The organism is uncultured Bifidobacterium sp., assembly GCF_949292005.1.
Lineage (GTDB): Bacteria > Actinomycetota > Actinomycetes > Actinomycetales > Bifidobacteriaceae > Bifidobacterium.
In genome coordinates, this window is record NZ_CASEXV010000025.1 from 21,310 (window position 1) to 37,151 (window position 15,842).

At 59.7% G+C, this 15,842-nt stretch carries 12 protein-coding genes; 10 read left to right on the plus strand and 2 right to left on the minus strand.

From position 1 onward, the window contains the following. The first annotated feature begins 150 nt into the window (after nucleotides 1-150). The 6 genes from Q1X90_RS01110 (at nucleotide 151) to Q1X90_RS01135 (ending at nucleotide 6,827) form a co-directional block, all read left to right on the plus strand. Complete coding sequence (locus Q1X90_RS01110; RefSeq protein WP_300765819.1) at nucleotides 151-1,428, plus strand: extracellular solute-binding protein; 1,278 nt, start codon at nucleotides 151-153, stop codon at nucleotides 1,426-1,428. Further along, nucleotides 1,425-3,038 carry an ABC transporter permease subunit gene (locus tag Q1X90_RS01115; protein ID WP_300765820.1) on the plus strand — a complete coding sequence of 538 codons (1,614 nt, stop codon included), beginning with the start codon at nucleotides 1,425-1,427 and terminating at the stop codon, nucleotides 3,036-3,038. The genes Q1X90_RS01110 and Q1X90_RS01115 overlap by 4 nt, the downstream gene beginning before the upstream one ends. Beyond that, nucleotides 3,035-3,955 carry a sugar ABC transporter permease gene (locus tag Q1X90_RS01120; RefSeq protein ID WP_300765821.1) on the plus strand — a complete coding sequence of 307 codons (921 nt, stop codon included), beginning with the start codon at nucleotides 3,035-3,037 and terminating at the stop codon, nucleotides 3,953-3,955. The genes Q1X90_RS01115 and Q1X90_RS01120 overlap by 4 nt, the downstream gene beginning before the upstream one ends. 70 nt (nucleotides 3,956-4,025) lie before the next feature. Beyond that, nucleotides 4,026-4,871 carry a phosphatase gene (locus Q1X90_RS01125; RefSeq protein WP_300765822.1) on the plus strand — a complete coding sequence of 282 codons (846 nt, stop codon included), beginning with the start codon at nucleotides 4,026-4,028 and terminating at the stop codon, nucleotides 4,869-4,871. A 49-nt stretch (nucleotides 4,872-4,920) separates the two neighbouring features. Then, entirely contained in the window at nucleotides 4,921-5,766 is an 846-nt protein-coding gene (locus Q1X90_RS01130; RefSeq protein ID WP_300765823.1) for a substrate-binding domain-containing protein, read from the plus strand. Then, nucleotides 5,763-6,827, plus strand: a complete 1,065-nt coding sequence (locus tag Q1X90_RS01135) for a LacI family DNA-binding transcriptional regulator (protein WP_300765824.1) — start codon at nucleotides 5,763-5,765, stop codon at nucleotides 6,825-6,827. Before Q1X90_RS01130 ends, Q1X90_RS01135 begins: the two co-directional genes overlap by 4 nt. 7 nt (nucleotides 6,828-6,834) lie before the next feature. On the opposite strand, the gene Q1X90_RS01140 is transcribed toward Q1X90_RS01135, so the two are convergent. Further along, nucleotides 6,835-8,031, minus strand: a complete 1,197-nt coding sequence (locus Q1X90_RS01140; RefSeq protein ID WP_300765825.1) for a hypothetical protein — start codon at nucleotides 8,029-8,031, stop codon at nucleotides 6,835-6,837. A gap of 63 nt (nucleotides 8,032-8,094) precedes the next feature. On the opposite strand from Q1X90_RS01140, the gene Q1X90_RS01145 reads away from it, so the two are divergent. The 4 genes from Q1X90_RS01145 (at nucleotide 8,095) to Q1X90_RS01160 (ending at nucleotide 13,985) form a co-directional block, all read left to right on the plus strand. After that, nucleotides 8,095-8,628: an NAD(P)H-dependent oxidoreductase gene (locus Q1X90_RS01145; protein WP_300765826.1), complete on the plus strand. Its 534-nt coding sequence runs from the start codon at nucleotides 8,095-8,097 to the stop codon at nucleotides 8,626-8,628. A gap of 299 nt (nucleotides 8,629-8,927) precedes the next feature. Continuing rightward, on the plus strand, nucleotides 8,928-10,670 hold the full coding sequence (spxB, locus tag Q1X90_RS01150) for a pyruvate oxidase (protein ID WP_300765827.1): 1,743 nt from the start codon (nucleotides 8,928-8,930) through the stop codon (nucleotides 10,668-10,670). A 359-nt stretch (nucleotides 10,671-11,029) separates the two neighbouring features. Further along, a complete protein-coding gene (locus Q1X90_RS01155) occupies nucleotides 11,030-12,436 on the plus strand; it encodes an MFS transporter (RefSeq protein WP_300765828.1) in 1,407 nt (468 codons plus the stop codon). Between the two features lie 283 nt (nucleotides 12,437-12,719). Further along, entirely contained in the window at nucleotides 12,720-13,985 is a 1,266-nt protein-coding gene (locus tag Q1X90_RS01160) for a CE1758 family FMN-dependent luciferase-like monooxygenase (protein WP_300765829.1), read from the plus strand. A 169-nt stretch (nucleotides 13,986-14,154) separates the two neighbouring features. Here the strand turns inward: Q1X90_RS01160 and Q1X90_RS01165 are convergent, their stop codons facing one another. Then, nucleotides 14,155-15,645, minus strand: a complete 1,491-nt coding sequence (locus Q1X90_RS01165) for an FGGY family carbohydrate kinase (protein WP_300765830.1) — start codon at nucleotides 15,643-15,645, stop codon at nucleotides 14,155-14,157. Between the last annotated feature and the right edge of the window lie 197 nt (nucleotides 15,646-15,842).

The following is a 15,842-nucleotide window of genomic DNA, read 5'->3' on the forward strand; positions in this document are numbered from 1 at the left end:
TCGATTTCTTCGTAGTGAATGTAATTATTTGCAATTATTTACAATACGCTCTATCATCATAGGGACGCATGACAGGGAACGGCCAATATCGGCGGTTCCATCGATGCCATGCGAGGCACGAAGGGCGTGCCTGAGAGGAAAGGACGCGCAATGAGGCGCTTGACATTGACAATGTGCTCAGCGGTTGTCGCGGTGACGCTGGCGGTGTCCGGATGTGGTGGGGGAAATCAATCGGCCTCCACTTCGGCGACGGGGTCCACGGGGTCCAGCAGTTCGGGATCGGTTACCAGAGCTGATGCTGATTTGGTCATCTGGGCTGATCAGAAGCGAGCGGACGCACTGAAGGACATAGCAAAACAATTTGGCAAGGAGAATGGAATCACGGTTGCCGTCCAGGCGGTTGCCACCAATCTTGACACGAACTTCATTACGGCCGATGCGGCTGGGAACGGGCCCGACATCGTTGTTCAGGGTGACGACAAGGTTTCCTCATTCGTGCAAAACGGTTCGATCAAGCCAGTACAGCTCTCCGAATCGCAGAAGAATAAGTTCGTCGCCAACTATCTCAAGGCGGTGACGTACCAGAATCAGACATGGGCGGTGCCATATGCCGCCGAAGGTCTGGTTCTCATCCGCAACACCAAGCTTGCAAAGGATGCTCCCAAAACCTTTGATGAACTCGTCTCTTCGGGGGAATCGCTTGTGAAAGCCGGAAAGGCGGATAAAGCGTTGGCGCTTCAGGTGGGCGACACGGGAGACGCCTTCCATATGCAGCCTTTGTTCTCGTCGTTCGGAGGGTATCTGTTTGGTGAGAAATCCGACGGATCCGTCGACACCTCCGATATCGGACTGGACAAAGCGGGAGCCATCGCCTTCGCCAAGGAAATCAGCAAACTTGGAGAGAAGGGCAGCAAGGTGCTGACCAGATCCATCGACTCAAGCAATTCCATCAACCTGTTCTCCCAAGGACGTGTTCCTTATCTGATCAGTGGTTCATGGGCTCTCTCGGATATCAAGAAGGCTGGTATCAGCTACGAGCTGACCACAATTCCGGGATTCTCTGGGCAGCAGGCCGCTCGTCCGTTCCTGTCCGTTCAGGCTTTCTACGTGGCCGCGCACGGCAAAAACACTTCACTCGCAGAGGAGTTTGTGGACAATGTAGTTCCCGAATCGCAGACCCAGAAAACCCTTTATGACGCGGAGCCTCGTCCCCCGGCATTGAAGTCCCTGCTCGCGACGGAAAGCGCCAAGAATGACGACACCGCTGTTCTTGCGAAGTCCGCGGCCACCGCGGTGCCCAGACCAAAGATCAACGGGTTGGTTTGGAGCGATCCGCTCGGCAAAGCGGAGGCGGCGATCGTCGGAGGGGCCGATCCGGTCTCGACCATGAAGGCGGCCGCCAAAACAGTGGAGGAATCGCTGAAATGACATTGCGCCAATCCGCGCGCGCGGATGGTCCGTCTTCGGAGCCTAAGCTGGCCCTAGGGCGGACCACCTCCGTTCCGGCGCTTGTTGCCAAGATCATCTTTCTGGGACTCATGCTGGGGCTAGCTGTCGCCACCGTTCCTGCCCTCATTTCCATGAGGAGCTGGATGATGTTGTCCATTCTCATCGTCACTGTCGCCGCGGCATTCGCCATATACACGACCCGACGTTGCGTGCCGGCGAAGTACCTCTTTCCGGGAACCTTCTTCCTAGTCCTGTTTCTTCTTGTACCGGTTTTGTACACAATCCAGATTTCCACCACCAATTTCGGAGACGGAACGAGAAATTCGAAGTCGGACGCGGTTTCCTCCATCGTCGCGGCTTCCGTCGTGCGTGACGATTCGCGGCCCACATACACGATGAGCGTGGCGGTGCCGGAAGGGTCGCGGGCGGACGATTATGTGCTTCTTCTCGTGGATAGATCGTCGGAGGCGACGTACAAGGGAACTTCCGATGGATTGTCCGCTCTCGCATCCTCGCAGGTCACCATGGAGAAGGGGAGGATCACAGCCGCCGAAGGGTACCGCATACTCACGGTCCAGCAGGTGAACAGTGCTGGTGATGCGATTACGGGCATGAGTGTTCCAGTCGACTCAGTTAAAGGTGTGGCCATCTATCCGTCGGGCATCAGCTCGGCATATACGGGGACGGAGAACCTCGTCTATGATTCGGCGGCTGACACCATAACGGACAGGTCCACGCGTAATGCATACTCGCCGAAAATGGTTAACGGGCGATATCTTTTCGTGGATTCACAAGGAAAGGCCGTTTCGCAGCAGTCGTGGCTTTCGTCGGTCGGATTCGCGAATTACACGACCCTCTTCGTCAATCCGTCCATCAGGGGGCAGCTGCTAACGACATCCCTGTGGACGCTCTTCTTCGCGGTGTTCTCCGTAGCGGGGACCTTTCTTGCCGGGCTGCTCATCGCGTTGCTCTTCGACGAGCCGAGGATGATGGGACGTAAGGTCTATCGGTCGCTTATGGTAATTCCCTACGCGGTGCCGACTTTCATAGGTTTCCTCATCTGGTCCACATTCTTCAATAAGGATTTCGGTCTCGTCAATCAGATCACTGGTCTTCATCTGGATTGGTTTGGGAACGCTTCGTTGGCGAAAATCGCCGTGTGCACGGCTAACCTGTGGGCAGGCATACCATACATGTTCCTGATTTCCACGGGGGCCCTGCAATCCCTTCCCAAGGACGTAGTCGAGGCTGCCCGAGTTGATGGTGCAGGGCCGTTGAGATTGTTCTTCCAGATCAAAATGCCGTTGCTTCTCGTCTCCGTCGCCCCGTTGTTGGTGTCCTCCTTTGCCTTCAATTTCAACAACTACAACGCCATCGCACTGATGACCAAGGGTGGTCCTTTCTCCAGTGATGGCAGCTTGTTCGGAGGCACGGACATTCTCATATCGGGAATCTATCGTCTGGCCTTCGGAGGCAGCGGCGCTCGGTTCGGTCTGGCTGCCGCCGTGTCCGTCCTGCTGTTTCTTGTCACGGCTCTGATGGCGATCATTCAGTTCGGGTACACAAGGAAGCTCGAGGAGGTCATATGATGCGGCGTGATGAATCCAGCGCGCGGCAACATCGTCTGCGTGTGCGTAATGGCAGGGAGGTTCCCAGAGGCGCGTCGTGGTGGCGGCAGATTGGATGGAGGCATGTCGTCGGCGTGATCGTGCTGATGTTCATGCTTTTCCCGGTGTTGTACGTCGTCTCCGCTTCCGTCAACCCGTTGGGGTCTGTGTCCGGAGGGTCGCTTATACCGAAATCGTTTACCATCGAGTTCTACCGAACAATGGTGGATGGCTCGCAATACCCGTTTATGCGTTGGTATGGCAACACGCTGGTGGTTGCGCTCATTGTGGCGACGTGTGAGGTCATCTTCTCGACGATGGCGGCGTTCTCCTTCTCCAGACTCCGGTTCCGAGGTCGCAGGTGTGGATTGCTGTCGGTTTTGCTCATCCAGATGTTCCCGCAGTTTTTGTCAGCTGTAGCGTTGTTCACTATGATGTCGCAGTTGGGGCGGGTGCTTCCACAGTTCGGTCTGAACACATTGGCGGGATACGGGCTTGTGCTCATGGGAGGGACCATGGGCAACGTGTGGCTGATGAAAGGGTTCTTCGATTCGATCCCCCATGAGATCGATGAGGCGGCGGAGATCGACGGAGCCGGCCATGTCACGATTTTCGTCAAGGTCCTTCTTCCTCTCGTTACGCCGATTCTGGCTGTCAATTTCCTCCTCACGTTCATCCATGTGATTGGGGAGTATATGTTGGCCGCAATTTTCCTTACCGACGATAAGGTCAAAACTCTTGCCGTCGGCCTCTACGGGATCATCGAAGGTGACCAAAGCGGGAATCTTGGGCTCTTCTGCGCTGGTTCGATACTGCTGTGCATTCCGGTTGTGCTTCTTTTCCTCTATTTGCAGAAGTACATCACCTCGGGGATGACGGCGGGCGCGGTGAAGTCATAACGGGAATCGGTACGCGCAGGGGTTCTGGGAGGAGTCCGGAACTTCATAACGGTGTGGAAAAGGATATACGGTGGAATACAACGACAAGCAGATGACGATGTCCGTGGACGATCTACGCAAGGATCTCGTCGACCGTAGGATCGCAGGTCGGGTGCCGACCGATAGATCCAGCAACATCAATAATTTACGGGCGCTTGCCCGTCGTGACTCCCATTACATGTTCGGAGTGGATATCCATGACGAATGGGATGAGGCGGCGTTGCTGGGCCTTATGCATCAAAGGGTGGGCATAAGCGACGACCCGAATTTCGATGAAGGACAGGACATCATAGATCCCGACCTGACGGTCAGTGCTCTGGAACGTTATGCTCAAACGATTCGCGACTCCGTCTCCCGGGGGGAGACGTTCCTGTTTGCCACTGGGCATCCTTCCTGTCTTGCTTGGATTTATGCCCCCATCGCGCGAGCGGTGCGGGTGCAGGGGTGTCCTGTGATCTCCCTCGGATCGATCACGGGATCCGACAATCCCGTCACCGGAACGACGTTGACCGTCGACGCACCCGAACCCGGCGAGGTAAGACAGGTCGAGGGGGTGATGATGCGTTATCGGAATGGGAACCTGATGCATACCCACGAGCCGAATTTCATGGAAGAGGTCATTGGCCGTCTCGATGCCACGGGGACGCACCCCGGACTGGTGGTTGCCGACCATGGTTGGGCCGGAGCGTCGGGAAGACGTGGATACCGAACGGTCGGAATCGCTGATTGCAACGATCCAGCCCTCTTTGTGGCCGAGGCTCAGGGTGAGGTTGAGGTATGCGTTCCGATGGACGATGGGATGCCTCCTTCCCAACTTCAGGGAATCGTGAGTTTTGTCCTTTGCCGGTCGGGCTTGACGGATCCGGCCGGCGCGTGACTTCGGTACTTGGCTTTGTGAGGCATAATGGCATAAGAGTTGTGGAGATATGCCCGTAAGGCAGGGCATGCCCAAAGGAGGGGACGTGAACGTCGATGTGGCGGTGTCTGACGTCTATGAGCCGGTCTCTCTTGCGCTCCTTCATCGAATACTTGCAGAGCCTCTGATACGGGGGTTGAGTCCTTCGGTTTCCGTATGGTCGCCAGGTCGGGATTTGCCGGTCGCAGAGGATCCTGACGATGGGGCGGCCGTGGTCATCTCAGGAGGTGTGGATCGACCTCCGTCGTCCTGTGGCACTTCGGCCATGTTGACGGTTCATGTCCCTGATCTCAGATGTCGTGTCGTTCTCGTGGCCGACGATCGCGATGCCTACGAAGCGTGCGTGATACACCTTGACGAATTGGGACATAGGCGGATTGTTTTTCTTTCCGGTGATTCCCAACTCTTTGGGAACAGGGGGAGGAGACGCGACTTTCGGGAGGCTTTGGTCCGACGCCGAGCGGATTCCGCCGCCATGTTCCTCGATGTTGACCATACTCCGGACGCAGCTGCCAACGCTCTTCGAACCCTTCAAGGACATGGTGCGACTGCCGTGGTCTGCTCGACGGATATGCTCGCTTCCGCCGTCATCCACGAGGCTTCTCGTATGGGGCTGAAAGTTCCCGAGGAACTGTCCGTCGTCGGGTATGGGGACTCCATTGAAGCCGCTTTGCAGTCTCCCGAGCTCACAACCATCCGGATGCCTTTTGCGAGGGTGAGCAGGGCCGTGGCTCAGATCCTGTATGAGTATTCGGTTTCGGGGTCGGTGGATGTGGGACGTCTGTCCTTTCGCTCGGAGTTCATTATCAGGCAATCAACGGGTCCTTGCCCGGAGAATGTTGGTGAAATTTTATGACGCGGCCAGCGAACGGCAGTGGGAAATCCGGGATTCTCACGTCGCATGGGAGACGGCGGGTTACCCTTGCGGATCTGGCAGCGAAAACGGGTCTGAGTTCGGCGACCATCTCACGCGTTCTCAACGGCAAGAGCGTGGTCGCATCTGACACGAGGAGGACCGTGCTCAATGCGCTCGACGAATTGGGATACCGCCGACCCCCCTCCGCCCAGCCGCATTCAGATGGCTTGGTCGGAGTGGTTCTTCCCGATCTCGACAACCCTGTCTATCCCCAGTATTTGGAATCTATCGAGATAGCCCTAAGCAGACACGGATATGGATCTCTTCTCTGCTCCCAGAGATTCTCTGGGAGCAGTGAAAGCGCCATGATTTCCAGGTTGATTGATTATGGTGTCGTTGCTGCCATCTTCATCGACGGCCTTCATGGGGATACGACATCGGACAAATCTCCATATGTGCGCCTGCATAATTCAGGAGCGAGGTTGGTGCTTATCAACGGATTTTCTTCCCAGATACCGGGGGTGTTCATTTCTCTGGACAACGTCTCGGCGATGAAGTCAGTTGTGGCCCATCTGTCGGATTTGGGACATGAGGACATCGGACTTGTCGTCGGGCCGATGCGATATCTTGACGCGGAACGTAAGAAGGTGGCTTTTCTTGATGTGATGAAAGGGCATGGTCTCGGCACGCATGCCCGGTGTGTATCGTCTCTCTCGAGCGTCGAGGGTGGGCAGGCGGCCGCCATCGCGCTTATCGATCAAGGGTGCACGGCCATAGTGTGTTCCAGCGCATCATTCGCTCTTGGGGCGCTTCTGGCTTCGCATTCTCGCGGTTTGCGGGTGCCTGAGGATTTGTCGATAGTGGGTTTCGACGATTTTGCGGCAGCGCCGTACCTTGACCCCGCTTTGACGACGATTAGACAGCCGATCATCCCTATGAGCTCCGCGGCTGTATCGGCGATTGCCGATAGTGGTTTCGCGGAGGATGCGGCTTCCGCGGAGCTGATGTTCCAATCCTCGCTGATTGTGAGGCGCTCCACGGCTGCACGTTCATCAGGTTGAGTTATCGCTACGCGTGGGTTTCGCCCACAGGAGTAGGGAACCCTCGATAGCGGCGCGCGAACTCCCGCGTCATCCACGGGTCGGGAATCCATTCGAATGGTTCGGCCGAGGACGACGCATCCACACGGCAGCGGCGGATGGCGTCCGCGAACGCGTTCATGCCCTTCGGACCAAAGGGGTAGGGCGTTGTGCACCATACCGGGTCGATCTCAAGAACAACGGGTTCCGGGGAGCCGCCGCGGAAGGCCAGGAGAAGGCTGACGGGCGGAGGAGACGTTGCCGTATCCACGCCCGATCCCTGCGACCCGCGCAGTGAAGTTCCTATCGGGGTTTGTGACGGTGGGGGCCTCAATATGGCCCGTAGCGTGGCCCCGATCGTCGACGCCGTCGCCATAACGGCCGCCCGGTGCGAAGCTTCGAACCGGGCTCCGTCGAACACGGTGATGATGTCCGCGCCGCCGGCCCGGCGATGGACGCATGTGCCGCAGCAGGCGAGGACCGCGGCGTCGGCCGGATCAACGATGGCGCACCACTCTTCGACCAAGCCCTCCACGTTTTCGGAGATCTCGATCAGCGATTCGCCTGGAGACTCGGACAGAGCGGTGCGAAGATCGGTGGCCGTCCTTCTCGCGGCGCGGAATCCACCAACGCGCCCCGACGCCACGCGGGACCAGGGTCGTTGTTCCAGATCGTCGGGGAAAGTCCACGACGGTGATGGCGACCCCGTGAACGCCTGACCGGAGAGGATGTCACGGGCGTGGGCGACCACGATATGATGCCGTGTCAGAGAATAGGGAAGTCGGGCCATGACGTCCGCCGGAGGGGCCTTCACACGCGGCCGTGGCAGGCCGGCGCGCCTGCGCCAGTCCCCAAGCGCGATCAGCGACCCGGGGGATGACCACAAACCGTCTCCATCGGTCAGGTCGATGACGGGAGACAGTCCGTCGTGCGCGCTGATATGCCATGAATCATCCCGTCCCGGATGGTTCCGACCCCCACTGCCGCGTTCGAGGCCGTGTCTGAACTCCTCCACCACCCATGATGGTGGTCCGATGACGTGCAGTCGCTTGATCGCGGAAGAGTGCGAAAACGATTCCCGAACGGGCATTTCCTTCTGTCCTCCCAGAGCACAATCGGTGGACCGCGTCGTCGCCGTTTTAGCATGGACGATGTCGGTCGAGGGGACGCCGGCGGGAATCCGCATCAGAGCGTCATGAGACCAACCCTATACAACCATGTCAGCCACAGTCATGTAAAAGAGGATGTTATGACCACAATCGCGGTATTCGTCGGATCTCTGCGCAAGGAATCCGTCAACAATGCGCTCGCCAAGAACATCGAGCGTCTGGCTCCCGAAGGTGTCGAGTTCCGTTACGCGGACCTCGACCTTCCGTTGTACAACCAGGACCTTGACGGAGACCTCCCCTCGAAGGTCGTGGAGCTCAAAAGGCTTGTCGAGGAGTCCGACGGCGTTCTGTTCGTCACTCCCGAATACAACAGAAGCTTCTCCGGAGTCATCAAGAACGCGATCGACTGGGCGTCCCGTCCGTGGGGCAAGAGTTCGTTCGCGGGCAAGCCCGCTGGACTTGTTGGCGCTTCGATCGGGGCGCTGGGCGCTAGCCAGGCTCAGGGACAGCTTCGCAACGTCCTTTTGTTCCTTGGCATGAAGGTTCTGGGACAGCCGGAGGTCTATTTCAATGCCACCGCCGGTCTTGACGCCGATGGAAAGGCGAACGAGAGCTCGGAGGACTTCCTCAAGGCATACGCGCAGGCTTTCGTCGAGCATGTCCGCACCGCGTGACGTCGTTGTTTGTCATCTAATGGTGATGTCCGTCGCCGGATGACGTGACGGATCCGTGCTGCGGCCGGGGCGTCGGAAATCCATAATCATGGGTTTCCGGCGCCCCATGTCGTTTCGGCGCCGCGTCCCTTGATGCGGAGCCGTCTATGGCCGGCTGCGTCGCGACGTATGGATTGTGTGTGATGTTGGCCACAGGCCTTGGGGATTTACGCTGGTGGCCGTAATGCCGAGCCCTATTGTGCTTGTAGTACGTGCCGCGGGAAAGCGCGCATGTCACCGACGGATACAAGGAGGTATTCATGGCACAGATGATCAACGCTGGAGATGCTGTCCTCAGGGTTCTGGAGGAATGGGGCGTCCCACGCATCTACGGGCTTCCCGGAGGCTCGTTCGATTCGATGATGAACGCCATCCACAACGAACGCGAGCGCATCGACTTCATTCAGGTTCGTCATGAGGAGGCCGGCGCCATCGCGGCCTCGGCCGAGGCCAAGCTCACCGGACGCATCGGAGTGTGCTTCGGATCCTCCGGCCCGGGGGCGGTCCATCTTCTCAATGGCCTGTATGACGCGCGTGAGGACCATGTTCCCGTCTTGGCGCTTGTCGGGCAGGTTCCGTTGGAGTTCATGAACATCGATTTCTTCCAGGCCATGGATGAGGAGCCCATCTTCGCCGACGTGGCCGTGTTCAACCGCACTGCCACCAACGCCCAGGGGCTTCCCGCCCTTATCGACGAGGCGGTGAGGCAGGCCTACAAACATTCCGGTGTCGCGGTCGTCACAATTCCCAAGGATTTGGCGTGGACTCCGATCGAGATGCGTGATGTGGCCACGGCGCGCAACTTCCGCAAGCCTTTGCCGGTGCGCCCGCACCCCGATCTGGTTCATGAGGCGGTGTCGCTGATCCATGACGCCAAGGCGCCTCTTCTGTGGTTCGGCCGAGGTGCGTCCACGGCGCATGACGAGTTGGTTGAGATGTCACGCAAATTCAAGATGCCGATGGTGTCGACGCATCCCAGCAAGGGTGTGGTCGAGGATGTCGATCCGGCGTTCCTTGGTTCGTCCGGGCGCGTTGCCACGAAGCCGGCCACGGAGGCGGGATTCGCGGCGGATCTCATCGTGTGGGTGGGCAATGACAACCCCTTCGCGTCCAAAATCGTTGGTCCCGGCGCCAGAATCATCCAGATCGACAACGATCCCGATAAGCTGGGCAAGCGTCTTCAGTCGCAGATGGCCGTCGCCATACTCGCCGACGCGAAGATCACCTTGCGTGAGATGATCGACGCGGGCGAGGAGCTGCCGGAGACGCCGTTCTACCGCGCATGCCTCGCGAACAAGCGCAACTGGGAGGATTGGATCGCGTCGTTCAACGAGGACCCGCGCGTTCCTCTGCGTCCGGAGCCGATATTCCACATCATGAACGAGCAGACCGATCCCCATGACATCATCATGATCGACGTGGGGAACGTGAACATCAATTTCGCTCGATTGGCCCATCTGATCCCAACAAACAAGTGGTCCACCTCCGGCAAGCACGCGACGATGGGGTATGCGGTTCCGGCGTCGATCGCGGCGAAGCTGGAGTATCCGGAGTCCACCGTGTATTCACTGAGTGGTGATGGGGGCTTCGCGATGATGAGCGAGGAGATCCTCGCACAGGTCAAGTATGGCCTCCCCGTCATCAACGTGGTTTTCACGAATCGCACGCTGGGCTTCATCGAGGCCGAACAGCGCGACGACTCCCATCAGCCGCTGTCGGGAGTGGATCTGATCGACACCGACTGGGCGAAGGTCGGTGAGGGATACGGGGCCTTGGGATTCACGGTGCGCACACTTGACGATGCGCGCGAGGCTTTCGCCGCCGCCAAGGCCGCGGACCGTCCGTCGGTTATCGACGTCAAGCTCACAGGGGACATGCCTTTCACGACGATGTACATGCATCTGTCGGAGCATGACGATCCCCAATTGGTCAGGGAGTTCACGGAGAAGTACGAGGCCCAGCCGTTGAAGGCGCTTGACTACTGGCTGGAACAGGAGTCCTGATCTGCTGGTCGCTGGGCGCGTCTTAGGGGTTGGGCGTGTCCGGCGGCCGGATTCGTGTGTCTGCTCGCGGTCCTGCCGCCATGGCCGAGTTCGGCATGACCGCATGGGCATGACTGTGACATGCCTCACATTACGGTACGTGGGGTTTTTCATGGTGGAAATCTCTGGACTGCGGCGTGTGTCGTGTCGTATCATTGCCGGGCGACACGTCCCATAAGGACATCCGTCGCGTCGACTGTGGCCCTCGTCATCCCATCAGGGTGGCGACGTGGACGCCGACAGTCGGCGTGGGCTTATTCGAGGCCCCGCATCATGGGTGTCCTTTGCAGTGAAGGAAAAAAGAGAGAGGTATCAGGACAGTGTCCTCAGTATCACAGCCGCAGGCGTCCGGCGACGCCGCGGCGGGCAATAAACCGCTTAATTCCCCGGCCGAGGTGATCGGCGCGAGTCTTGTGGGAACAACCGTCGAGTTCTATGACTTCTATGTGTACGCGACGGCCGCGGTTCTGGTCTTTCCAAAGTTGTTCTTCCCCTCCGTCAACCACACCGCGGCGCTTCTGGCGTCGTTCGGTGTGTTCGGAGCGGCCATGGTCGCTCGGCCCGTGGGCGCGATCTTCTATGGGCACATGGGTGACAAGAAGGGGCGCAAGGCGACTCTGGTGGCCTGCCTGCTCACCATGGGCATCGCCACCTTCTGCGTGGGGATCCTTCCCACCTACGCCCAAGTGGGGATTTTCGCCCCCGCGTTGCTGCTCATCCTGCGACTGACCCAAGGGTTCGCTCTCGGTGGCGAGTGGTCGGGAGCCGCTCTTGTGGCCACGGAGAACGCGCCTGCGAGCAAAAGGGCCCTGTATGGGACCTTCCCTCAGCTGGGAGCTCCCATCGGGTTCATCATCGCCAACGGACTGTTCCTCATCATCAACTACTCGCTGCCGCATCCCGATGGCTCCGCGATGCAGTCGGACGCTTTCCTGTCGTGGGGATGGCGCATCCCGTTCCTGTTCAGCGCGGTCATGGTGGCCATCGGACTGTGGGTGCGCTCCAAGCTCGCCGAGTCCGAGACGTTCAAGCAGGCCGAGAAGCGCGGCGTGATCGTGAAAGTGCCGTTGTTCGACACCCTGCGTCATCATTTCAAGGCTGTGGTGCTGGGAACCTTCGCCATGTTGGCGACCTATGTGCTTTTCTACCTCATGACGACCTTCAGCCTGACCTACGGAACGGCATCCTCGTCGGCATCGCCTGCGGGACTGGGGATTGCGTACACCGATTTCGTGCTCATGCAGATCATCGGGGTCGTGTTCTTCGGCCTGTTCACTCTGCTGTCAGGGCCTTTGGCCGATGTGTTGGGAAGACGCAAGCTCCTCATCTGGGTGACGGCCATCATCATCGTTTTCGCGCTGATGTTCCCCATCTTCCTGGATGACAAGAGCGGAACCTCGTTCTCCGGCGCGCTTGTGGAGGCGTTCCTTATTCTGGGATTCACCCTGATGGGCTTCACCTTCGGACCGATGGGTGCACTGCTTCCCGAGATGTTCCCCACGAATGTGCGTTACACGGGCTCGGCCATCGCCTACAACGTGAGCTCGATCCTCGGCGCGGCGCTCGCCCCGATCATCGCCACGGCCCTGTGGAGTTCCGCGGGTGGAAGCACCTGGATGGTCGGCGTGTATCTCGCGGCCGCGTCCGTTCTGACCCTGATCGCGCTTCTGCTGACCCACGAGACGAAGGATATCGACTACAACGGCGATCTGGGCATCGCCGACTGACGGTGGGAGTTGACGGTCCTAGTAGTCCGTCTGATGTCGTGTTCGAACCCCGGTACGTCTCTGATGTGAGACGCGCCGGGGTTCGTCGTCTCGTTTGCGTGTCTAGTGGTCCCCGTCTGATAATCCCTGCTTCCGAGGGCTTCCCGAGATGATATATGTCGAAAAGAGGTATGCCTACGGCGAATACGTAGCTGAAGCACGGACCCGCGATGATAGATTGAGGCCATCATCAAGCGGGTAAACCGCATGCCACAGCCGTAGAACGGCATCTAAGGAGATCGTCATGGCCAGTGCCGAGGAACAGATCGCGGCGATAATCGACGCCAACAAAAGCATGCCGCCGGTGGCACGTCCCGGAGACATGGAATTCGGAATCATGAGCGTCTCGGATGTGACGAGAGATCCCGTCAGCGGAGAAACCCCCAGCGAGGGCCAACGGTTGATCGACTCCCTCAACGAGGCAGTCCACGCCGAGGAGGCGGGATTCGACGTATACGCGATGGGCGAGCACCACAACCCGCCCTTCTGGTCGTCATCGCCGACCACCTTCCTCGCGGCGGTGGCGGCGCGGACGACCCGGCTGACGGTGTCGACGTCGACGACGCTGATCACCACCAACGATCCCGTTCGTCTCGCCGAGGAGTACGCCGTTCTGCAGCATATCGCCCAAGGCCGCGTCGATCTGATGCTGGGGCGGGGAAACACCGCACCGGTCTATCCGTGGTTTGGCAAGGATATCCGTGAGGGGCTTCCGTTGGCCTTGGAGAACTACAATCTGCTGCACCGTCTGTGGCATGAGGACGTCGTCGACTGGAAGGGTCAATACAGAACTCCCCTCCAGGGATTCACCTCGATTCCACGACCTCTGGACGACGTGCCGCCCTTCGTCTGGCATGGGTCGATCCGTACGCCGGAGATCGCCGAGCAGGCGGCCTTCTACGGCAATGGATTCTTCGCCAACGGCATCTTCTGGCCCGAGGACCATTTCCGCAGGCTTGTGGCCCTGTACAGGGAGCGTTTCGAGCACTGGGGACACGGCACGCGCCAGCAGGCCGTTGTCGGGGTCGCGGCCCAGGTTTATGTGCGGCCCAACTCCCAGAATGCCGTGCGTGAGTTCCGTCCCTATTTCGACGAATCACCGGTGTACAAGGGCGGCCCCTCGTTGGAGACGATGATGAGCGAGACTCCTCTCCTCGTCGGGTCCCCGCAGCAGATCATCGACAGAGTGCTCCGGCAGCATGAGATATATGGCGACTACGCGCGCCAGATGTTCTTCGTCGATCATGCCGGGCTGCCCGCATCGGCGGTGCTCGAGCAGATGGACATCCTGGGCTCGGAGGTCCTTCCCGTGTTGCGCAGGGAGTTCGCGGCGCTGCGTTCGCCCGACGCCGTGAGAACGCCGACCCATGCCGACATGGTGAAGGCCCGATACGGGGACTCGCGACCCCGCCAGCCGAAGCCGAACCCGAACCGTGGGGACAACGTCACCGGCACCAGCCCCTACACGGATAGCGACCCTGACGTGGATGTGAGTCTTCCGGATCTGTGACGGGCGCTGTGTCGTGCGGGTTCGCGGAACGGCGGAGCTGCTGAAAGGCGAAGTGGTGTCATGGATGACGTCGGGGGAGATGCGCGAATGGATGGTGTGGACGGTATGAACGGTGTCGCTGGAAAGAACGATGCCGTCGTGGTGGCCGTGTGGGTCGTTGCGTCTGCGGTCATCCCCGACGGCGAGCATATGCCTCGTACACCTGGGGAGCGGGCTCGCCGGTGAGAACGTCGTCGATGCGTATGTCCCAACGGGGCGGGAGATCCTCGCCCGACAACGTCCAAGCGGCCTGGCGGGCGGCCCCAATGGCCACGTACTCGTCCGTCGCGGGCAGAAGCACGTCATGCTCCAGGATGCCGGGCGCAAGCGACCGCACGGCCTGGGAGCGCGCTCCGCCTCCGATCAGCAGAACCCTTCGGATGTCCACGCCCAGACCGCGAACCAACTCAAGACAGTCGCGTTGTGAGCACAGCATGCCTTCAACGAATGCGCGGGCGACGTTCGATGGTGTGGAATTGCCCAGTGTCAGTCCATGCAGGGTCGCTGTGGCGTCAGGTCGATTCGGAGTGCGCTCGCCCTCGAAATAGGGTATGAGCGTGATGCCGCTGGCTCCTGGTTCGGCGGCGAGGGCGAGCTCGGAGAACCTGTCGTAGTCGACATCCAGAATGTGGCATCCCGCATCGGTGATACGAGACCCATTGATGGTGCAGGCCAGGGGGAGCCAGTGTCCGGTGCAGTCGGCGAAACCGGTGACCGCTGCCGTCATGTCATAGGCGGGGGAGGGAGAGATCGCCGCGGCGACTCCGGAGGTGCCCAATGAGATGGACACGTCGCCCACGGTCATCGGCAATCCCAAAGAGGCCATCGCGTTGTCTCCGCCCCCGGGCGCGATGACGCATCCGCCGGGGACGTCCCTGCCTGCCACCGAGGGGTCGGCGATCCCCGCGGTCTCATGGGGGCCGAGCGCGTGTGGGAGGACGAGGTCGTCCCTGCCGAAGGCGAGTGACAGGAGATCGCGTCTGTAGAGATTATTGGACGAATCGAAATATCCCGTTCCGGACGCGTCCGACCTATCCGTCACCAAGGCGTCCAGCGCTGCCGCGCCTTGGCTTACCGGCCCATGCCCCGCGATCCGCCACGAAAGCCAGTCGTGAGGAAGGCATACCGCCGCGGCCCGCGCCGCATTGCCAGGCTCGTGCTGCGCGACCCAGGTGAGTTTGGTGATGGTCAGAGATGCGACGGGTGAGGAACCCACGGCGTGGACCCACCGCTGGCGGCCGCGCATCACGGGATCGTTGCTGAGACCGTCCTCGTCGTCGGCCCGGGGCTCCCTGCCCAGATCCGACACAAGCTGCTCCGCCTCGAGTGCGGAGCGTGTGTCGTTCCAGAGGAGAGCATCCCTCACGGGGATTCCTGCGCGATCGAGGAGCACCATGCCATGTTGCTGTCCGCCTACGGACAGCGCGGCCACGTCATCAAGGCCTCCCGCCATGTCGGCGGCCTCGCGGAACGCGTTCCACCATCGTTCCGGATCTATGCTGGTTCCGTCGGGGTGCTTGGCATGTCCGAACCTCACGACCGCACCGGTCATGGCGTCCGTGACGCGAACCTTGCAGGACTGTGTGGATGTGTCGATTCCAGCGACGAGGATTCTTGACATTGACATCTCCTTGATTCATGTCCTCTGCGAGAGAAGCCTTCGAACGTCCAAGTGATCGACCCTCTTTGGCTAGGTGGATACTGATGCCAGTATAGTTAAATCTATGAACTATGCAGTTTCGGCCTTTCGGCCATGTCGCAATGACGACCACACGCATCGCGGATACGAGACGGCGTCATATGCCTGCCGCACGATGG